The organism is Pseudoalteromonas sp. P1-11 (assembly GCF_001399995.1).
In the GTDB taxonomy this organism is placed as follows: Bacteria; Pseudomonadota; Gammaproteobacteria; order Enterobacterales; family Alteromonadaceae; genus Pseudoalteromonas; species Pseudoalteromonas atlantica.
Genome location: NZ_LJSP01000019.1, coordinates 23,109 through 42,368, shown reverse-complemented (window position 1 = coordinate 42,368; position 19,260 = coordinate 23,109). Strand labels below are relative to the sequence as shown.

Sequence of the window (19,260 nt, the reverse complement as noted above, 5' to 3'; positions counted from 1 at the left end):
CAATTAACTGCTTAAGCAGTTAATGTTAATAAAATGTGCCAGCTTTGTAGCTGGCATTTTACTTTGTTGCACTTAATTGACTACAATAGCGATACTTTCATTGTTTTAGGTAGTTGTAGTAATGCTCCGTGCATTTTTGTGTATCACCTTATATTTAAGCATTTCTTCAATCAGTTACGCCCACACGATTAACTGGCTAACGCACGACTTTGCGCCCTATTACATTTTAAATGGAAAATACCAACACCAGGGGCGTGATGAAAGCGTTATTACCTTACTCGAGCAACAACTTGAGCACATCACGTTTAATCGCCTTGTTATCCCCTCTGGCAAAGTAACGCAAGAACTAGCCAATAAATCAGCCACACATTGTGCCCTATCACTTTATAAAAATGCATTTAGAGAAAAGTTTATTCACTTTAGCGAGCAAAGCTCAACCACGGGCCTTTCACCTTCCATTGCTATGCATAAAGGTTTGGCGCATTCGCTTGAAGTGCCTAACTCAGAGCCGGTGTCGTTGCAGGATTTACTAGCAGAAAAAAAGCTCACATTAGGTGTATCTATGAACCGCTCATACGGCGAGCAACTCGACAGTGTAATAAATAACACCCCCGATGTTGATATTGTTATTCGCCCAACGCGAAATAGTTTAGCCAGCCTTACCTATATGCTTAATTTAAAGCGCTTAGATATTTTATTAGGTTACCCAAGTGAGCACCATTACTTAGCTAAATCTATGTACTTTGAAGAAAACCTAACTCAGCGAGCGATTGTTGAAGCGCCACCGTTAAGTTATGGCTATATTGGCTGCACTAAAAATGAACAAGGTGCTAAAAATATTCAACTATTAGATGAGCAATTAAAAAAAATTAAGCAAACCGAGCAATACCACCAAGTAATGTTACGCTGGTTGCCCCCACATTTAAAACCCTTATTAGAATCAAGAATTCACGCTACAAAAAACAAAAACGCCACTAACTAAAGTGGCGTTTTAATTTAATCTACGCTTTATTATTTACGCACACCTTCAATAGACAGCCCAATATCAACATGGGTAGACGCCGGGCCTAAATTATAATCAATACCGTAATCGGTGAGTTTTAAACTGGTTTCGCCCTCAAAACCAGCACGGTAGCCACCCCAAGGGTCTTGCCCTTCACCTACTTTATCCATTTCAAACGTAATGCGTTTAGTTACGCCATGTAAAGTAAAGTCGCCCGTTACTGTGGCTGTATCATCATCGGTAAATTTCACATTGGTGCTTTTAAATGTCGCTGTTGGGTATTTATCCACATTTAAAAAGTCTTTACCGCGTAAGTGTTTATCACGCTCAGCATGGTTAGAGTCTAAACTTGCTGTATCTATATTTACTAAAATATTAGACCCTGTTTGCTCTTTAGTGTCGTAACTGAAGCTGCCATCAAAACGGTTAAATCGCCCGTGCAGCCAGCTGTAGCCTAAATGCTTAATTTTAAAGGTAACAAATGCATGCGCCCCTTGCGTATCAATTACATAATCTGCTGCATTTGCAGTGGCCGATAACATCATTACACCCGATAGAGCTGCACTTACTAGTCGTTTTTTCATGTTAGTATTCCTTTGGTTTGATCATTCTTGTTAAGGTTTTATCTTTATCAATAAAGTGGTGCTTTAATGCCCCCAGTGCATGCAAAACAGCCAAGCCAATTAATGTACACGCACCGTAGTAATGAATTTTTCCGGCAATATCGGCTTGTCCATCAAAGTTATAATCCAAAGCAGGTACATTAAATATCGAAAAAACGGCGATTGCTCTGCCATCAGCGGTAGAAATCAAATAACCCGCCACTACAATGACTGCTAAAATTAGGTACATAACAATATGCGCGGTATGTGCAATGTGGTTTACTGTTTTATTTTGACTAAGGGGGCGAGGTTTGGGGCTGAATACGCGCCACAAAATTCTAAAAATAAGCACTGCGGCGAGCGTTATACCTATACTTTTATGTAAATCCAGTGAACCTTTATACCAGCTGTCGTAATAGGTTAGCTCAACCATGTATAAGCCCAAGCCAAATAAACCAAACACGGTCAAAGCCATCAACCAGTGTAAAATAATGGCAATAAGGCCATAAGATGTGGGCGTATTTTTAAACATGTGGGTTCCTCTAAATTCAATAATTTAAGAATATAGAGGGTGAAGAAAAACTAAAATAGCGTATACAAACAGCATCTGTGCATATACGCACATACAACTTGAGCTACAGGTTTTTGCTAGTTAGCTATTAGGCGTGTCGGTAAGGTTTATGTAAATGAGGCTATCAGGTGAGACTTGCAAGCAGCTAATTAAGCCTTCTTTTATAAGCTCAAGCATAGCAATAAAGCTAACCACTACACCGCTTCGCCCTTCGCTAAGGGTGAATAAATCGCTAAACGGCAGCGCTTTTTTTGCGTTACTCAGCTGGGCTAAAATTTGGCTCATCCGCTCACGGGTAGAGAGGATTTCTGCTGTCACTTGGTGATGCTCAAATGTTTTGGCGCGCGCCATCACGTCGCTCAGAGCTAACATTAAATCTTTTAACTCAAGCTCTGGCAGGTTTTGAGCGGTATTTTCAATAACCGGCATAGTTGCATGTGCGACAAAAATATCACGGCCTACACGGGGGATGGCATCTATATTTTCGGCTGCTTTTTTAAACTGCTCGTACTCTTGTAAACGCTTGATCAGTTCTGCACGGGGGTCTTCCTCTTCTTCGAGCTCCTCGTGCACAGGCAATAACAGACGCGATTTTATTTGCGCCAATAACGCTGCCATTACTAAGTACTCACCGGCAAGCTCTAACTGAAACTCACTCATCATTTCTACATAACTGACATATTGCTCAGTAATGCTAAAAATAGAGAGTTCGAGCACATCTAACTTGTGCTTTTTTATTAAATACAGCAGTAAATCAAGCGGGCCTTCAAAGGTTTCCAAAATAATTTCAAGTGCATCGGGCGGAATGTACAAATCTTCAGGTTTATCTACAACGGCTTTGCCATGCAAAAAAGCCAGTGGCAGCTTTTGCTGCACTGGCTCACTTTGAGTATTTTTTTCGCCCTGTGTTGTATCACTCACCAAGGTTACTCAAACGGGCTGGTATCGCCACACCCTACACGCAAAATGTGAATATCATCTTCTGAAAGATCAATAACCGTGGTTGCTTGCTCTGCAAGGTGTCCGCCGTCAATAATTAAATCTACGTGTTTATCTAAACGCGTTAAAATTTCATCTGGGTCTGATTCTGTGAACTCTTCTCCAGGTAAAATTAACGAACACGACATTAACGGCTCCCCAAGCTCTGCAAGTAATGCACATGCAATTGGATGCTCTATAACGCGCATACCAATGGTTTTTTTCTTATCGTTTAATAACCGCTTTGGCACCTCTTTTGTGCCTTTAAAAATAAAGGTGTATGGCCCTGGCGTATTATTTTTAATAAGTCTAAACATTTGGTTATCTACACGGGCATAAGTTGCCAGCTCAGATAAATCACGACATACCAGCGTAAAGTTATGGTGTTTTTCTATTCCACGAATACGCTCAATGCGCTCTTTTGCTTGCTTATTACCGAGGTTACACCCTATCGCGTAGCCCGAATCTGTTGGGTATACAACAACCCCGCCCTGTTTAATAATATCAACCGCTTGGCTAATAAGTCGTGGCTGTGGGTTTGCTGGGTGAATATGAATTAATTGACTCATGATAATGCTCCTTCTTGCCCTTCCCACACTTGCCAAACCCCTTGGCAGTCTTTGGGTAAGTATAAGTTTTTACCTAGCTCTAAATAACTAGTTGGAAAATGAAAGTCAGAACCTTGCGAGCACAGTAAACCGTACTCTTGGCTCAATTGCCCTAAAAATTGGCGTTCAGTGGGCGCTTGTTGCGGCTGCGCAACTTCCATGGCATCGCCCCCGTCGCTTTTGTATTGCACAAGCAACTTACGTAACCATTTATTAGACATTTGATAACGCCCTGGGTGTGCAAGTACTGCAACCCCGCCCGCAGCATGAATGGCGCTAATGGCTGTTTGCATATCACACCAATTGCTAGGAACATAACCTGTTTTGCTGCGCCCTAAGTATTTTTTAAATACCCCAGGAAAATTTTTAGCAACGCCTCTTTCAATCAATGCACGCGCAAAATGTGCACGGGTAATTTGGGCGTTTTCTGCCAGCGCCTTAGCTTGCTCGTAAATGCCATCAAAACCGTTTTTTGCCAGCCTTTTGCCAATTTCAATGGCGCGTTCATCACGCTTTTGCTGCTGCGCCGATAACAATGATGTAAGGGCATTGTTATTTATATCAATATTTAGCCCAACAATATGTATTTCAAAGCTTTCCCACTTGGTAGAAATTTCTACGCCAGATATAAGCTTAAGCGGTAAGTTTTCTGTTTCGATAAACGCTTTTGCCGGCGTAATAGCAGCCACAGTGTCGTGATCGGTTATCGCAAACACATCAATGTTTTTTTCTACGGCGCGGTTTAATAATTGCTCAACTGTTAAATGTCCGTCTGAATGCGTTGTATGGCTGTGTAAATCGTATTTTATCAAAAGAAAACTGCTTAAATTTAAGGGTAATAGATGTTTATATAAGTATAACAACTTTTTTGACTAAATTGTTTTAAATAAACACTTGACACAAAAGCGCTAAATACGTTTTACTGTAGCCACTTTAAGACACATTAAGAATTAATAAAAATGATCAATTCAATTCAACACACTATTTGGTGGTGGCACTCATAATTTTTGGGTGATGAATTGTCGTGTCTAGCAAATATTCAAAACCCGCAACTATGCGGGTTTTTTTATAACTAAATTTTACGTATTTAATTTTTTATTTTGAGGCAAAAAAACATGAATAACGGTCTTACTCTTACACATCGTTGGTGGTGGCGCCTGATATAGCGGGACGGTAATGATCTGTTTGTAATTTAGATATCGTTATTCAAACCCCGCATTGCAAAAGCATTGCGGGGTTTTATTTTTTGAGGGAATGAGGTTTGATTTTTAGTCATATAACTACCACACCAGGCGAAGTTACTAGCATAACGCAAGTGCGCGACTACATTAGTAGCCCACTTGCACTTTATGCAGCACTTGATAAGCCTAATTCGCTACTGCTTGAATCAGCCGAGATTGATTCTAAAGACAGTGTTAAAAGCTTAATTTTAGTTGACTGCGCGCTGCGCATTGTTTGCCAAGGTAAAACCGTCACGGTAAGTGCTCAATCTAATAACGGTAAACAGTTACTGCCGTATTTAAGAGCCAATGTACAAAGCTGCGATGCAACCTTAACCGACACAAGCCTAACTCTTGTTTATAAAGGCGGCTCTAATGACATTGACGAGGCAAGTAAACTGGTTGCCGATAATGCATTTAGCGCACTACGCACCTGTATAAACAGTATCAAAAGCACCACCGAAAACCCGTTTTCGGTATTTTTAGGCGGTGTATTTGCCTACGACATGGTGGCTAATTTTGAGCAGCTAAGCGACGTACCCGATGGCGAAAACACCTGCCCAGACTACGTATTTTACTTAGCCGAAACCTTAGTGGTTATCGACCATCAAAAACAAACTACCGAGCTTATTGGTAATGTGTTTAATGGCCCAGACGTACACGCTAATTGTTTTGAGGTAGGTAAAGAGCTAGAACGATTAAATGCCCTATGCGACAAAGCAGAAGAGTTTAGTGCGCCTATGCAAACTGGCACCTGCGATGTAAGTGTTGATATAAGCGATGAAACTTACTGCGAGCAAGTGGTTAAACTTAAAAAGAACATCGTTGATGGTGATATTTTTCAGGTTGTGCCTTCGCGTACGTTTTCACTGCCCTGCCCTGATTCGTTGCACGCATATAGCCAGCTTAAAAAGCAAAACCCAAGCCCTTATATGTTTTATATGCGCGATGAAGAATTTGCTTTATTTGGCGCCTCACCTGAGTCTGCACTTAAATACGAAGTACAAAGCAAACAAGTTGAAGTTTACCCTATTGCCGGTACTCGCCCACGTGGAAAATTTGCCAATGGCACAATCAACCCGGATTTAGACAGCCGTATTGAGCTTGAACTAAGAAACGATCAAAAAGAGCGTGCTGAGCATTTAATGCTCGTTGATTTAGCTCGTAACGATGTGGCACGCATCAGTGTAGCCGGCACGCGCCATGCAAAAGAGCTTTTAAAAGTAGACCGCTACTCGCAAGTAATGCACTTGGTTTCTCGCGTGGTGGGCACATTAAAGCCTGAGCTTGATGCACTACACGCTTACCAAGCGTGTATGAACATGGGCACGCTAGTAGGCGCTCCTAAAGTACGCGCTGCCGAACTTGTACGTCAAACCGAAGGCAAACGCCGTGGCAGCTACGGTGGCGCAGTAGGCTATTTAACAGGCGATGGTGCAATGGATAGCTGCATTGTTATTCGCTCAGCGTTTGTTAAAAATAATACCGCGTATGTGCAAGCAGGTGCAGGTGTCGTTTACGATTCTGATCCGCAAGCCGAAGCTAACGAAACCCGCGCTAAAGCCCAAGCGGTGATCACCGCCATAAAATCGACTTATGAGGCGGTATAAAATGAGCACAGCAAACCCAATGAAAATATACTTTTTAGATAACTTTGATTCGTTTAGCTACAACCTTGTTGATGAACTAACCATGCTGGGCTGTGAGCTTGTGGTATACAGAAATAACATAAGCGCAGAGGTTATTTTTAATAAAATGCGCCAAGAGCCTGGGCAAGTATTATTAGTGCTTTCGCCAGGACCTGGTGCCCCCAGTGATGCAGGTTGCTTAATGGAATTAATCGAACTGGCTAAAGGCCACTTCCCTATGCTGGGCATTTGCCTGGGGCAACAAGCACTTACACAAAGTTATGGCGGAGTAATCGGCCACGCTGGCGAAACCGTACATGGTAAGTCATCAATCATTAATCTAAACCCGCATCCGGTGTTTGAAGGAATGGGCAACACCATGCCCGTAGCCCGTTACCATTCATTAATGGCAACCAAGGTACCTGAAAATATTGAGGTAATTGCACAATTTGACGATATTCCTATGGCCATATATCACCACGACGATAAAGCGTTAGGTTATCAATTTCATCCTGAGTCAATACTTACGCCAAATGGTGCAATGCTACTTCAACAAAGTGTTGCGTACTTAACGCGCACCAACTAATAGAGGACATTATGAGTACCCAATCACAAGAGACCATAAATGTTCAATACGCTATTGAGCAACTTATTCAAGGCAAGTCGTTAAACTATGCCCAATCAAACGCATTATTTAACCAAATAATGCAAGGTAACATGAGCGAAATAGAGCTCACTGCATTGCTAATCAGCCTTAAAATAAAAGGCGAAGTAAGCGATGAAATTGCCGGCGCTGCAGCGTCAATGCGAGAAAACGCCGTTGCCTTTACAACCGCTAGCACGCAACTTGCCGATAGCTGCGGCACCGGGGGCGATGGCTCAAACACGATTAATATTAGTACTACCGCGGCTATTGTTGCAGCTGCCGCGGGTATTAATATGGTAAAACATGGTAATCGCAGTGTATCGAGTAATTCGGGCTCTGCTGATTTATTAAAAGCACTGGGCATTAATATTGATATGAGCCCAGCACAGGCTGCACAGTGCCTTGAGAAAACCCATTTTACCTTTTTGTTTGCACCGCATTATCACGGTGGTGTACGCCACGCGATGGGCGTACGTACTGCGCTTAAAACACGTACCATTTTTAATATTTTAGGCCCGCTTGCTAACCCTGCTGCACCCCACGTGCAATTACTGGGTGTTTACGATGAGTCTTTATGTATGCCAATGGCGCAAACACTTAAAACATTAGGCACTAAGCGCGCGATGATAGTGCATGGTTCTGGCACTGATGAAATAGCCCTGCACGGCCCAACTAACGTAGTTGAGCTAAACAATGGCGAAATAACGCAGTACACATTGAACCCAAGCGACTTTGACCTTGCAAACTATTCACTTGAACAACTAGCCGGTGAAGGCCCACAATATAACGCAAATGCAAGCCTTGCTATTTTACAAGGTAAAGGCAGTGATGCGCACAATGCTGCAATCGTGGTCAATGTGGCTGCACTTTTATACCTAAGCGGTAAAGTACAGTCATTAAAAGAAGGCGCACAACAGGTACAAACATTACTAAGTTCAGGCAAAGCCATGAACACATTAAATGCAATTATTGAGGTAAGTCATGGCTAATGTATTAGACAAAATTGTTGCTGATAAAAAACAAGAGCTAATAGAGCGTAAAGCCGCGCGCCCACTAGAGAGTTTTAAACACCTAGCAGTGCCAACCAGCCGCAGCTTTTATAAAGCGTTAGCAAAGCCGGGTACGCAGTTTATTTTAGAATGTAAAAAAGCATCTCCTTCAAAAGGGCTAATAAGAGAGCCATTTGATTTAACCGAGATCACCTCTGTTTATAAAAAATATGCTAGCTGCATGAGCGTACTTACAGATACTAAATACTTTCAAGGTAGTTTTGATTATTTAGAGTTTGTACGTAGCCAAGTAGAGCAACCACTTATTTGTAAAGACTTTTTTATTGATGAGTACCAAGTTTACATGGCACGTATTTATGGCGGCGATGCTATATTACTAATGCTTTCAGTGCTTGATGATGAACAATATAAAGCGCTACATGCAGTTGCCGACTCGCTTAACATGTCGGTATTAACCGAAGTCAGTAACGAAGAAGAAGTACATCGTGCCCTTGCACTTGATGCGCAAATTTTTGGTATTAATAACCGTGACCTTCGCGATTTAAGCACTGATTTAGCCACCACCGAAAAGCTACGTACGCTTATCCCACAAGATAAAGTGGTTATCTCAGAGTCAGGTATTTACACTCATCAAGATGTTAAACGCCTAGCGCCATTATGTGATGGCTTTTTAATTGGCAGTTCTTTAATGGCTGAGCGCGATTTAGAACAAGCCTGCAAAAAAGTGATTTTAGGTGATAACAAAGTGTGCGGTTTAACCCGAGCACAAGACGTACAGGCCGCTTACAACAACGGCGCAGTGTACGGTGGACTCATTTTTTACCCTAAATCGCCTCGTTATGTTGATTTAGATTGTGCGATTGAGCTGAGCCAAAGTGCGCCACTTAAATTTGTCGGTGTTTTTGTTAATGCAAGCCCGCAGCAAGTGGTACAATACGCGCACGAACTAAAACTTGCCGCAGTACAATTACACGGTCAAGAAAGTGACGATTACATTGCCGCATTACGTACACAGTTACCTAAAGGTTGTGAAATTTGGAAAGCACAGGCAATTAAAGATACATTGCCAACCCCAGCTAAGGGCGTAGACCGCCATCTATATGATACCCACAGCGATACACAAGCCGGTGGTACAGGTAAAGCATTTGATTGGGCAGTACTGCGCGACGCAACAACCCCCTTTATGCTAGCGGGTGGCTTAAATCCAGACAATATAAAAGACGCGCTTTCTCAAGGTGCCCTAGGCCTTGATTTAAATTCAGGCGTTGAAGAATCTGCGGGTAAAAAGTGCCCTATCAAATTACAAAATGCTTTTACAAGCATCAGAAATTATTGAGGTTATAATGCAAAATCCAGCTTATTTTGGCGAGTTTGGCGGTATGTTTGTACCTGAGCTACTTGTCCCTGCGCTTAAGCAGTTAGAGAACGAATTTAACAAAGCACAAAAAGACCCTGAATTTCAGGCTGAGTTTACAAAATTATTAAACGAGTATGCCGGCCGCCCTACGCCACTTACATTAACGCGTAATTTAATTAAAAACCCTAAAGTTAAACTTTACCTAAAACGTGAAGATTTACTGCACGGCGGCGCACACAAAACCAACCAAGTACTTGGTCAAGCGTTGCTAACTAAACGTATGGGTAAAAAAGAAGTTATTGCCGAAACTGGTGCGGGCCAACACGGCGTGGCAACAGCCCTAGCCTGTGCATTACTTGGCTTAAAATGCCGCATTTATATGGGTGCTAAAGACGTTGAGCGCCAGCAGCCTAACGTATTTAGAATGAAATTAATGGGCGCAAAGGTTATTCCGGTAACCGCCGGCTCTGGCACATTAAAAGATGCGGTAAACGAAGCGCTACGCGACTGGTCTGCAAACTACCAAGACGCTCACTACTTACTTGGTACCGCTGCGGGTCCTCACCCATTCCCAACAATTGTACGAGAGTATCAAAAAATCATTGGTGAAGAAGCTAAACAACAAGTATTAAAAGCAGAAGGACGCTTACCGGATGCCGTACTAGCCTGTGTTGGCGGTGGCTCTAATGCCATTGGTATGTTTACTGACTTTATTGACGAGCCAAGTGTAAAACTTATTGGTGTAGAGCCTGCAGGTAAAGGCCTAGATACCCACGAGCACGGCGCTACAATTTGTAAAGGTACTAAAGGTATATTGCACGGTACCTATACGTACATTATGCAAAATGACGATGGCCAAATTGAAGAGTCATACTCAGTATCTGCCGGTCTTGATTACCCAGCAGTAGGCCCACAGCACGCGTTTTTACACGAAACAGGCCGTGCTCAATATGTGGGTATTACCGATACAGAAGCCCTTGACGCGTTCCAAGCACTGGCTAAAAACGAAGGTATTATTCCAGCTCTTGAATCAAGCCATGCCCTTGCTTATGCGCTTAAATACGCCGAAGAGCAAACAGAAGAAAGCATTTTAGTGGTTAACTTAAGTGGCCGTGGCGATAAAGATTTAACCCACGTACACAGTGTTTTATCACAAGGAGGTCAGCTATGAGCCAGTTAAATACAGATCGTTACGGTAAAACCTTTGCTGCACTTAATGAGCAAAAACAAGGTGCATTTGTGCCATTTGTTACCATTGGCGACCCAGGTAAAGAGCAAAGTATTGCCATTATTAAAAGCTTAATTGATGGCGGCGCGGATGCACTGGAGCTAGGTATTCCGTTTTCGGACCCAATCGCCGATGGCCCAGTTATTCAAGCGGCGAATATTCGTGCTCTCGATGTAAACATTAACACGCAAGATTGCTTTGATATTATTAAAGAAATACGCGATTACAATGCAGATATTCCAATTGGCTTATTATTGTATTCAAACCTTGTGTTTAAACGCGGTTTAGAAACATTTTATAAAGATGCTAAAGCGGCGGGCGTAGACTCTATTTTAGTTGCTGATGTACCACTTCATGAGTCTAAAATGTTTAGAAAAGCAGCCATGGCAAACGGTGTAGACCCAATATTTATTGCCACACCAAATGCCGATGACGATACTCTGCGCCAATGTGCTTCTTATGGCCGTGGCTACACGTATTTATTATCGCGTGCGGGTGTTACCGGCACTGATACTAAAGCGCAAATGCCAGCGGGTAACATAGTAACTAAACTAAAAGAATACCATGCAGCCCCTGCTTTATTAGGCTTTGGTATTTCTACTCCCGATGATGTAAAAGCCGCCCTAAATGCCGGTGCAGCTGGTGCTATTTCAGGCTCAGCCGTTGTTAAAATTATTGAGGCCAACCTTAATGATTTAGACGCGATGACAACGCAGTTAAAAGCGTTTGTAGCTGATATGAAAGCGGCCACCGTGTTGTAAAAGCTTAAAATTTACGCATTAAAAAAGGGCATTTAAAATGCCCTTTTTTATTAAGCTCTAAACTTAATGAGCTTGATGCTTACCTTCTACAATTTCTTCAATAAATTTTGCATTAAATGCTTCTAAATCTGCAGGACTGCGGCTTGTTACTAAGCCTTGGTCTACACTCACCTCTTCATCAACCCAGTTTGCACCAGCATTGATTAAATCACTTTTAATGCTCGGGAATGATGTAACGGTACGGTCGCGTAATTTATTAATTTCGGCAAGTAACCAAGGGGCATGGCAAATAGCTGCAACGGGTTTGTTTTTCTCGGCGCCAAAAAAACCGTCTATAAACGCTTTTGCGTGCTTATCTTGGCGTAACGTATCAGGGTTAAATAAGCCACCTGGCAGCATAAGCGCATCGTAATCGCTGGCACTGGCATTTGTAACAAGTTTATCTACGCTTACTTTGTCGCCCCATTTATCTTCATCCCAGCCGGTGATTTCACCCTCTTTTACCGACACAATATCGATATCGGCGCCGGCATTAAGTAAAGCATCACGTGGAGATAATAGCTCACTTTGCTCAAAGCCATCGGTGGCTAAAATAGCAATTTTTTTACCTTGTAAACGAGTGCTTGTTTGTAATGTAGACATATAGATCTCCTTATTGCGTTTAATAAAATGTTTCAATCACCCTATTAAAAGCATAACCGATGCCAAATTTAACCTATTGAAAATAATGGATAATATAAATTAAAGCTGTCAAAGCTATGTAAATCATTTAGAGGGTTTGAACAATCTACATAGCTTAATTTAAAGTGCGTATTAAAAACCAGCACACAAGCTTTGCTTATAAGATGAAGTAGTTAGGCATTAACTAAAAACTGGGTATTTATTTTGTAGACGCACCCTATTAGCGGGGTGCGCCGAACTGTAATTTTGTGATTAATAGCGCAAATTAAACCTAAAAAGGTAACCAGGCTGTTTACTGGCATTAGTTGCAGGTACTAGTCGCTGGTACTGATCACTGGTACCGGTCAATGCAAGTTGCTATTTAAAGGAGATCTTTTAATGCTTTGGCAGGTTTAAATACGGGTTTGTTAGCGCCTTCTATTTCAATGCTTTCGCCTGTTTGTGGGTTACGGCCAGTGCGCGCTGGGTAGTAGCTTAAAGCGAATGTACCAAATCCATTAATTTGCACTTGGTCGCCTTCAGATAACGATTTAGTAATTACTTTTTGTAAGCTAGTAAGGGCTGCTTGTGTGTCTTTTTTTGTTAGTTCACTGCGTTTTGCTATTTGGGCAACAAGTTGTGCTTTGTTCATTGTAGGCTCCTAAATGCACACTTAATCAGTGTTGGTTAAGCGTGGGAATATGATGATGGATAATTAAAGCCACGCAGGCTAAGGCTTACAGGGCAACAAGTCAACCTTGTAGTTGCCTAGTGATATGTGGTAAAAACTTCCCTGACTTCTTTTTGTATAATTTAGGTAGTATATGCACGCATTGATTGAATACATCCCGCTAATATTATTTTTTGCGGTATTTAAATTAGTTGATATTTACTGGGCAACAGGCCTTTTAATGGTCACTACGCTTATTCAAGTTGCGTATAGCTACTTTAAGCACGGCCATGTACCTGCCCGCCAATGGCTATTTTTTGCTATTGCAGCGGTGTTTGGCACATTAACCTTAGTACTCCACGATGAGCAGTATATAAAATGGAAAGCCACGTTAATTTATGCCGGCTTAAGCCTTACCTTATTAATTAGCCGTTACGTACTGAATAAAAATCTTGTTAAAAAAGCCCTTAGCTCAATCCTTGAAAACGCCAACGACTCTAAACAGGCGATTGAAGTACCTGAGCCGGTGTGGAATAAGCTTAACTTAATGTGGGTTGCCATTACCGCAGGTATTGCAGTGCTGAATATTTACATTGCGTATAATTTCTCACTCGATTTTTGGGTTAACTTTAAAGTGTTTGGTTTAATGGCCATTACTTTTGTGAGTATTTTGATCACTATATTTGCTTTGTATAAATACTTCCCTGATGAAGAAGAACCCGCAAAGTAAAACACCTTCGTCATAAAAATGTCGTCTTTGCTTGATAGCGTGTAAAAAAAATCAATCAGAGACGACCTTGAACGCCAATCAATACCGCTGGTTTGAATTTACCCTAATATTTGTTTTATTGCCTTTAATAGGCTTTACCCTTCGTAGTTACCTAGCTAACTGGTTAATACCCGCACTGATTGTTTTAATGAGTGTGTGCTGCATGTTATTACTGAACGACCCTCACTTTAAGCGATTTAGACTCACAAGCCTGGGGCAGTTTTCTGCAGTAAAGCGCCGTTTATTTAGTTTCTTTTTTTTAGGAGCGCTTTTTTCAGGCGTGTTTTACGGCATTATTCACCAAGAAAATTGGTTTAGTATGCCGCTGCACTCATTTTATAACTGGTTACTTTTACTGCTTCTATACCCGCTGCTGTCGGTATTACCACAAGAGCTAATATTCAGGACCTACTTTTTTCATCGCTATAAACGCATTATGCCCAAAAAAAGAGTGCGTATAGTGGTAAGCGCAACGGTGTTTGCCCTTGCCCATATTGTGTATGCCAATTGGCTGGCTGTAGGCTTAGCATTTTTAGGCGGGTTATTATTTTCGTTTACCTACGCGCAAAGCCGCTCAACCATAGTGTGTGTAATTGAGCATAGCTTATGGGGATTGTGGATGTTTACACTGGGGATTGGCAGTTCATTAGACTCAGGAGCTATCAGCTAACAAGCAAAGCCGCTATTTTAAACACAAAAAAGCCGCGTTAATACGCGGCTTTTGGCAACTTTTTTTAGCCTAAAAACCAAATAACTTAAAGGCAAAAAACTTAGTCGCTACTGTATTAATAAATATGGCTAATAAAATAACCGGAATAAACGTAGAAAGCGAAAAGTTAACGTATTTCTCCATAAAGCTACCGGCGTAATTTGGTGAGCCTTGGCTTAGCTCATCTGTTAGGCGCGCTTTTTTCCAGCGATACATAACAAATAAACACACCATTAAACCATTCAGTGGCAATATAGTGTCGTAAAATACATCATAAACAATATCAAAAAAGCTTTTATTACCGCTGCCGTAACTAGTAAACGACGTTAGGCTATCAACCATACCAAACGACATAGTACATAATATAGTTAGCACACCGGTGGCTAGCGTTAAAATACCTAAGGCTTTTTTACGGCTGATCCCTTTGCGGTCGCTAAGGGTCGCTGTAGGTACTTCTACAATTGATACAAGCGAAGTAATCGCTGCAAAAAACACTAATAAAAAGAACGAAAACGCCACTGCAGACGCGCCAAAGTAACCAATATCATTTTGTAGTGCTAATAAAATTTTAGGTAAGTATACAAATATCATCGATACAGACGAGTCAGAAAGCGCGGCTGGGTCGGTATTAGGATCAAAACTAAATATTGCCGGTAACACCATTAAACCTGCAACAAATGCCACTAATGAGTCGGTAATAGCTACCATTTTAGCACTGCCAACAATGTCATCTTTTTTAGATATGTAAGAGGCGTAGGTCATTAAAATGCCCATACCTAGCGATAGTGAGAAAAACGCTTGGCTTAGTGCACCATTAAGTACGCTGGCACTCATTTTAGAAAAATCAGGAATAACATAATATTTAACACCAGCCATAGCGTTATCAAGCGTTAATACATACGCTACAAGGGCAAGCAACATAACAAATAAAGCCGGCATTAAAAACTTAGCGGCTTTTTCAATACCTTGTTTAACCCCACCCAATAAAATAAGGTTAACAATAATAACGACCACAGCCATGTAGCCAAAAACAGTGTAGCTATTTATAAAGCTGCCAAAATGGCTAGGATCTGCCAATGCATCTAAATTACCCATGGCGGTTTGGCTTAAGTAACCAAAAATCCACACGGTAATAACCATGTAAAATACGGCAATCATAAACGGCGTTAATACAGCCAAAAAGCCTGCAAACTTCCATTTTTTGTCGTTATTTGCCAGCGCTTTGTACGAACCAAGTGGATCTTTTTGCGCGTTACGACCCATGGCCATTTCAGCCATCATTACCGGTAAACAAATAAAAGCAACAAACAAAGCGTATACAAGTAAAAATGCACCACCACCATTTTTAGTTGCCGACACAGGAAAACCTACTAAGTTGCCAATACCCACTGCCGAACCTGCTGCAGCCAGTATAAAGCCAAGACGGGAGCTAAAATGCTCTCTATTATTGCTCATGTATTAACCTTGTTATTTTTAAGTTATTCAAGCGACTCTACCAGTGTTGTGCCGCGCTTTTCAAGCAATTACACACTAAAAATAATTAATAACTGTAAACCTAGCTTTAACGGTAATTTGTTCACCAACTATCAACGTTGTGCTAGTATTTGCGTTATTAAACTTAACATTTTTTGAGAATTACTATGTTGTACATGATTTATTCAACCGACGTTGAAAACAGCTTACCGCTTAGAAAAGAAGCCCGCCCCGCCCACTTAGCACGTTTAAGCGAACTTGACTCTCAAAACCGTTTACTTGTTGCCGGCCCACTGCCAGCAATCGACAGTGAAGACCCGCAAGATGCTGGATTTACAGGTTCATTAGTCATTGCCGAATTTGATTCACTTGAAAAAGCACGTGAATGGGCAGCCTCTGATCCATACGTTGCAGCCGGCGTTTACGCAAACACCGTTGTAAAACCATATAAAAAAGTATTACCAGCGTAACGAACACCCTGAATTTAAAACGTTATTTAATTCAGGGTTGGTTCACTGCTAATTAATTAAGCTGGCGAACGTAAAAGCGCATATTGGACGTTTTTACTTGAGTTTTAGTAGCTTAGTTAATTAGAATAGCTGGGTTTGATCTAGGAGTTCCCGTCATGCGTGTATTATTAACCCTTGGTTTAATTGCCTGTATTAGCGTCAGTGGCGCCGTACACGCAAGTTCGACTGTTACCAAAGCAGTTAAAAAAACTGAGATCAGCAAAAAGAAAGCCGTAATACTTGCAAAAGAAGAAACTGACGGTAAAACCTTAAAAATTACAGAAGAAGCAAAATTTTATACTGTACGTATACTCAAATCTGACGGCCACGTCGTTGATTTACATATAAATAAAAAAACCGGCGAAGTGAAAAAGGATTAGCAAATGCGAATTTTAGTTATAGAAGATGATTTACACTTAGCAGACAACCTACGTAATGCATTAGAGAAAGAACGTTACAGTGTTGATTTATGTCACGATGGCGAAGCTGGCCTATTCCATATTACAGAATACCCGCTAGATATGGCGGTGGTTGATTTAGGCTTACCAAAAATTGACGGTATTGAGCTAATCAATAAAGCACGTGCACAAGGCGTGACGATCCCTATTTTAATCTTAACGGCGCGCGACCGCTGGCAAGACAAAGTTGAAGGCCTAGATGCAGGTGCCGACGACTACTTAACCAAGCCGTTTCATGTTGAAGAATTAATTGCGCGTTGTAATGCACTTATTCGCCGCAGTGCGGGTAAAGCAAACCCAGAAATGACAGCAGGTCCAATTAAAATTCATACTCGCTCGCAACAAGTTTGGGTTAACGACAAAGAACTTAGCCTTACGGCTTATGAGTACAAAGTACTTGAGTATTTAATGGTTAACCCGCAAAAAGTAATTTCTAAATCAGAACTTACTGAACACATTTACGACCAAGATTTCGATCTTGATTCTAACGTTATCGAAGTATTTGTACTTCGTCTGCGTAAAAAATTAGACCCTGAAGGCACATTAAACCCAGTAGAAACACTACGTGGGCGTGGTTACAGGCTTAAAAGTCAGTGGTAGCATCGCAAATATCGCTTAAAATAAGGCAAGGATTTATCCTTGTCTTTGTTTTATTGGTGGCACTGCCTATTTTGTTTTACTCGATTGGTAAAGCGTATTACGCCTCATTAGTCGAAACCACCGAAAAAAATCTAGAAGCCCACTTATACTCCCTTATTTCTGAAGTCGACTTTACTGAGCGCGGCATTATTATGCCCAGCACAATTTTAACGCCTGAGCTTAATAACTTAAATTCAGATACCTACGCCATGATTTACCGCGATGATGTACCTGTGTGGCACTCAGAGTCGGCAGTAAACGTAAACTTTAAACCCGAGTACATAGAGCCTAAAGCAGGTGCGGCCGACTTTAGACGTGTGGTTTACAACAATGCGGTTTACTGGCAATTAAGCCTAACGGTCATTTTAAATAATATTGACCAATCTGAGCAGGCACGTTTTATATTACTCAAACGAAACGATGCATTGCTAAGGTTAATGGATGGCTTTAAACAAACCTTAGTCGATTGGATGTTTATAATGGGTATTGCGATTGCCGGTTTAATGGCGATTGGATTTATTTGGAGCGGCCGGCCGTTGCAACGTCTTGATAAAGAAATAAAAGCCATTGAGTCGGGCGATATTCAAGAAATTAAAGGCTTATACCCTGTAGAGCTACAAACAATTAAATCAGACCTAAACTTATTACTAGAGTCGCAGCAACGTCAAAAAGAGCGCTACAGAGCCTCTTTAAGTGACCTAGCACATGCATTAAAAACGCCCCTTGCGGTATTAAAATCAAGCCCGCTTGCTAATGATGCCGATGCCCAAGAGCAACTTGATAGAATAAATGTGATGATCGAGCATCAGTTAAAGCGTGCAGCTACTGGCGCCTCAGATACATGGAAAAAACAAACCCCAGTTAAACCTGTGGTTGATTCTATTTTAAGTGCAATGGCCAAGGTATACCGCGATAAAGACATTATATTTAATTGCAGTGTGACCGATAAAGATTACTTTTTAGGTGACCAAACAGATTTAATGGAATTACTGGGTAATTTAATTGATAACGCCTGTAAAGCGTGTCGCTCACAAGTAGAAATACAAGTCATTCAAAGTAAAACACTGTGCATAGGCATTAGTGACGATGGACCCGGTGTACCCGAGGATAAACGCGAGTCTTTATTAACCCGTGGTACCCGCCTTGATACTTACGAAAGCGGCCACGGTGTTGGTATGGCGATAGTCTCGGACTTGGTTAAATCTTATAACGGACACTTAACGATTAATAAGTCGGACACCTTGGGCGGCGCACAATTTATTTTAGAGTTTAATTACAATGATAAAAAATAGCCTTTTAATCACACTTGCGAGCCTATTAGCACTAAGTGCTAATGTCAGTGCGCAAGCACAGTGTACGCTTGAGCAAAACGCAACACCAAGCCAAACAAAACGCTATACGCAGTGTTTAGACACTCAAATAAATCAGGCTAAGTACAATCAGGGTACTTGGGTTCAAAAACGTAAATATGAACTCACTAAATTAGAAGAGCAAAGCGGAAATACGCAAATACTGATGTTGTTTAAGCGCAGCGTCGACAACCACCAAAAGTATATTGAAGCAAGCTGCCAATGGCGCTATATATTAAAACTGCCAAATGCCAGCCAAGCCGCTATTGATTACAAATTATGTGAACTTGCACTTATTGAACAGTTTACTCAAGTGCTTAAAAAGCCACTTTAAACGGGGATTAACCACTATAAAAAAAGCGATTAATACTGTGTATTAATCGCTTTTTTTGTATCAAATATTTAATCAAAT

General features: G+C 41.3%; 22 protein-coding genes. 14 read left to right on the top strand and 8 right to left on the bottom strand.

The genetic code is table 11. From position 1 onward, the window contains the following. Positions 1-121: 121 nt before the first annotated feature. The gene (locus AN390_RS18825; RefSeq protein ID WP_055255707.1) at positions 122-982 is read left to right on the top strand and encodes a transporter substrate-binding domain-containing protein; all 861 of its coding nucleotides are present in this window, start codon (positions 122-124) and stop codon (positions 980-982) included. 29 nt (positions 983-1,011) lie between these two features. Here AN390_RS18825 and AN390_RS18820 read toward each other — a convergent pair whose 3' ends face one another. The 5 genes from AN390_RS18820 to rnm form a co-directional block, all read right to left on the bottom strand. Further along, a complete protein-coding gene (locus AN390_RS18820; protein WP_055255704.1) occupies positions 1,012-1,587 on the bottom strand; it encodes a YceI family protein in 576 nt (191 codons plus the stop codon). 1 nt (position 1,588) lies between these two features. Then, complete coding sequence (locus tag AN390_RS18815) at positions 1,589-2,137, bottom strand: cytochrome b (protein WP_055255702.1); 549 nt, start codon at positions 2,135-2,137, stop codon at positions 1,589-1,591. Between the two features lie 120 nt (positions 2,138-2,257). After that, the gene (locus AN390_RS18810) at positions 2,258-3,097 is read right to left on the bottom strand and encodes a ScpA family protein (RefSeq protein WP_055255733.1); all 840 of its coding nucleotides are present in this window, start codon (positions 3,095-3,097) and stop codon (positions 2,258-2,260) included. A gap of 5 nt (positions 3,098-3,102) precedes the next feature. After that, the gene (locus tag AN390_RS18805; protein WP_004586789.1) at positions 3,103-3,723 is read right to left on the bottom strand and encodes an L-threonylcarbamoyladenylate synthase; all 621 of its coding nucleotides are present in this window, start codon (positions 3,721-3,723) and stop codon (positions 3,103-3,105) included. Then, a complete protein-coding gene (gene rnm, locus AN390_RS18800) occupies positions 3,720-4,574 on the bottom strand; it encodes an RNase RNM (protein WP_004586790.1) in 855 nt (284 codons plus the stop codon). The genes AN390_RS18805 and rnm overlap by 4 nt, the downstream gene beginning before the upstream one ends. Positions 4,575-5,023: 449 nt before the next feature. Between rnm and AN390_RS18795 the strand changes: the two genes are divergently transcribed. The 6 genes from AN390_RS18795 to trpA are packed head-to-tail and all read left to right on the top strand — an operon-like array spanning position 5,024 to position 11,612. Then, positions 5,024-6,592 carry an anthranilate synthase component 1 gene (locus AN390_RS18795; protein ID WP_055255700.1) on the top strand — a complete coding sequence of 523 codons (1,569 nt, stop codon included), beginning with the start codon at positions 5,024-5,026 and terminating at the stop codon, positions 6,590-6,592. 1 nt (position 6,593) lies between these two features. Continuing rightward, positions 6,594-7,196 carry an aminodeoxychorismate/anthranilate synthase component II gene (locus AN390_RS18790; protein ID WP_004586792.1) on the top strand — a complete coding sequence of 201 codons (603 nt, stop codon included), beginning with the start codon at positions 6,594-6,596 and terminating at the stop codon, positions 7,194-7,196. An 11-nt stretch (positions 7,197-7,207) separates the two neighbouring features. Continuing rightward, on the top strand, positions 7,208-8,245 hold the full coding sequence (gene trpD / locus AN390_RS18785) for an anthranilate phosphoribosyltransferase (protein ID WP_055255698.1): 1,038 nt from the start codon (positions 7,208-7,210) through the stop codon (positions 8,243-8,245). Next, positions 8,238-9,602: a bifunctional indole-3-glycerol-phosphate synthase TrpC/phosphoribosylanthranilate isomerase TrpF gene (gene trpCF, locus AN390_RS18780; RefSeq protein ID WP_055255696.1), complete on the top strand. Its 1,365-nt coding sequence runs from the start codon at positions 8,238-8,240 to the stop codon at positions 9,600-9,602. Before trpD ends, trpCF begins: the two co-directional genes overlap by 8 nt. Before the next feature lie 7 nt (positions 9,603-9,609). Beyond that, the gene (gene trpB / locus AN390_RS18775) at positions 9,610-10,794 is read left to right on the top strand and encodes a tryptophan synthase subunit beta (protein WP_055255731.1); all 1,185 of its coding nucleotides are present in this window, start codon (positions 9,610-9,612) and stop codon (positions 10,792-10,794) included. Further along, on the top strand, positions 10,791-11,612 hold the full coding sequence (gene trpA / locus AN390_RS18770; RefSeq protein ID WP_055255694.1) for a tryptophan synthase subunit alpha: 822 nt from the start codon (positions 10,791-10,793) through the stop codon (positions 11,610-11,612). The genes trpB and trpA overlap by 4 nt, the downstream gene beginning before the upstream one ends. Before the next feature lie 63 nt (positions 11,613-11,675). Here trpA and AN390_RS18765 read toward each other — a convergent pair whose 3' ends face one another. After that, entirely contained in the window at positions 11,676-12,254 is a 579-nt protein-coding gene (locus AN390_RS18765; RefSeq protein WP_055255693.1) for a type 1 glutamine amidotransferase domain-containing protein, read from the bottom strand. A 400-nt stretch (positions 12,255-12,654) separates the two neighbouring features. Next, positions 12,655-12,924, bottom strand: coding sequence for an HU family DNA-binding protein (locus tag AN390_RS18760; RefSeq protein WP_004586798.1), 270 nt, complete (start codon positions 12,922-12,924; stop codon positions 12,655-12,657). 172 nt (positions 12,925-13,096) lie between these two features. On the opposite strand from AN390_RS18760, the gene AN390_RS18755 reads away from it, so the two are divergent. After that, positions 13,097-13,672, top strand: a complete 576-nt coding sequence (locus tag AN390_RS18755) for an inner membrane-spanning protein YciB (RefSeq protein ID WP_004586799.1) — start codon at positions 13,097-13,099, stop codon at positions 13,670-13,672. Between the two features lie 67 nt (positions 13,673-13,739). Beyond that, positions 13,740-14,381 (top strand): CPBP family intramembrane glutamic endopeptidase, encoded by a 642-nt coding sequence (locus AN390_RS18750; RefSeq protein WP_055255691.1) that lies wholly within the window; start codon positions 13,740-13,742, stop codon positions 14,379-14,381. Between the two features lie 69 nt (positions 14,382-14,450). On the opposite strand, the gene AN390_RS18745 is transcribed toward AN390_RS18750, so the two are convergent. After that, positions 14,451-15,875 (bottom strand): sodium-dependent transporter, encoded by a 1,425-nt coding sequence (locus AN390_RS18745; protein WP_054982639.1) that lies wholly within the window; start codon positions 15,873-15,875, stop codon positions 14,451-14,453. A gap of 185 nt (positions 15,876-16,060) precedes the next feature. Between AN390_RS18745 and AN390_RS18735 the strand changes: the two genes are divergently transcribed. From AN390_RS18735 to AN390_RS18715, 5 genes are all read left to right on the top strand, one after another. Further along, positions 16,061-16,363 (top strand): YciI family protein, encoded by a 303-nt coding sequence (locus tag AN390_RS18735; protein WP_004586802.1) that lies wholly within the window; start codon positions 16,061-16,063, stop codon positions 16,361-16,363. Between the two features lie 155 nt (positions 16,364-16,518). Next, entirely contained in the window at positions 16,519-16,782 is a 264-nt protein-coding gene (locus AN390_RS18730) for a PepSY domain-containing protein (RefSeq protein WP_055255688.1), read from the top strand. A 3-nt stretch (positions 16,783-16,785) separates the two neighbouring features. Further along, complete coding sequence (locus AN390_RS18725) at positions 16,786-17,460, top strand: response regulator transcription factor (protein ID WP_004586804.1); 675 nt, start codon at positions 16,786-16,788, stop codon at positions 17,458-17,460. Continuing rightward, on the top strand, positions 17,454-18,791 hold the full coding sequence (locus AN390_RS18720) for an ATP-binding protein (RefSeq protein ID WP_054982641.1): 1,338 nt from the start codon (positions 17,454-17,456) through the stop codon (positions 18,789-18,791). The genes AN390_RS18725 and AN390_RS18720 overlap by 7 nt, the downstream gene beginning before the upstream one ends. Beyond that, on the top strand, positions 18,778-19,182 hold the full coding sequence (locus AN390_RS18715) for a hypothetical protein (RefSeq protein ID WP_029772701.1): 405 nt from the start codon (positions 18,778-18,780) through the stop codon (positions 19,180-19,182). The genes AN390_RS18720 and AN390_RS18715 overlap by 14 nt, the downstream gene beginning before the upstream one ends. Positions 19,183-19,260: the final 78 nt, after the last annotated feature.

Coding starts and splice junctions, on each gene's coding strand:
- AN390_RS18735 (WP_004586802.1), top strand. CDS start 16,061: ATGTTGTACATGATTTATTCAACCGACGTTGAAAACAGCTTACCGCTT.
- AN390_RS18745 (WP_054982639.1), bottom strand. CDS start 15,875: ATGAGCAATAATAGAGAGCATTTTAGCTCCCGTCTTGGCTTTATACTG.
- AN390_RS18730 (WP_055255688.1), top strand. CDS start 16,519: ATGCGTGTATTATTAACCCTTGGTTTAATTGCCTGTATTAGCGTCAGT.
- AN390_RS18765 (WP_055255693.1), bottom strand. CDS start 12,254: ATGTCTACATTACAAACAAGCACTCGTTTACAAGGTAAAAAAATTGCT.
- AN390_RS18815 (WP_055255702.1), bottom strand. CDS start 2,137: ATGTTTAAAAATACGCCCACATCTTATGGCCTTATTGCCATTATTTTA.
- trpCF (WP_055255696.1), top strand. CDS start 8,238: ATGGCTAATGTATTAGACAAAATTGTTGCTGATAAAAAACAAGAGCTA.
- trpB (WP_055255731.1), top strand. CDS start 9,610: ATGCAAAATCCAGCTTATTTTGGCGAGTTTGGCGGTATGTTTGTACCT.
- AN390_RS18825 (WP_055255707.1), top strand. CDS start 122: ATGCTCCGTGCATTTTTGTGTATCACCTTATATTTAAGCATTTCTTCA.
- AN390_RS18820 (WP_055255704.1), bottom strand. CDS start 1,587: ATGAAAAAACGACTAGTAAGTGCAGCTCTATCGGGTGTAATGATGTTA.
- AN390_RS18715 (WP_029772701.1), top strand. CDS start 18,778: ATGATAAAAAATAGCCTTTTAATCACACTTGCGAGCCTATTAGCACTA.
- AN390_RS18725 (WP_004586804.1), top strand. CDS start 16,786: ATGCGAATTTTAGTTATAGAAGATGATTTACACTTAGCAGACAACCTA.
- AN390_RS18805 (WP_004586789.1), bottom strand. CDS start 3,723: ATGAGTCAATTAATTCATATTCACCCAGCAAACCCACAGCCACGACTT.
- trpD (WP_055255698.1), top strand. CDS start 7,208: ATGAGTACCCAATCACAAGAGACCATAAATGTTCAATACGCTATTGAG.
- AN390_RS18760 (WP_004586798.1), bottom strand. CDS start 12,924: ATGAACAAAGCACAACTTGTTGCCCAAATAGCAAAACGCAGTGAACTA.
- AN390_RS18755 (WP_004586799.1), top strand. CDS start 13,097: ATGCACGCATTGATTGAATACATCCCGCTAATATTATTTTTTGCGGTA.
- AN390_RS18790 (WP_004586792.1), top strand. CDS start 6,594: ATGAGCACAGCAAACCCAATGAAAATATACTTTTTAGATAACTTTGAT.
- trpA (WP_055255694.1), top strand. CDS start 10,791: ATGAGCCAGTTAAATACAGATCGTTACGGTAAAACCTTTGCTGCACTT.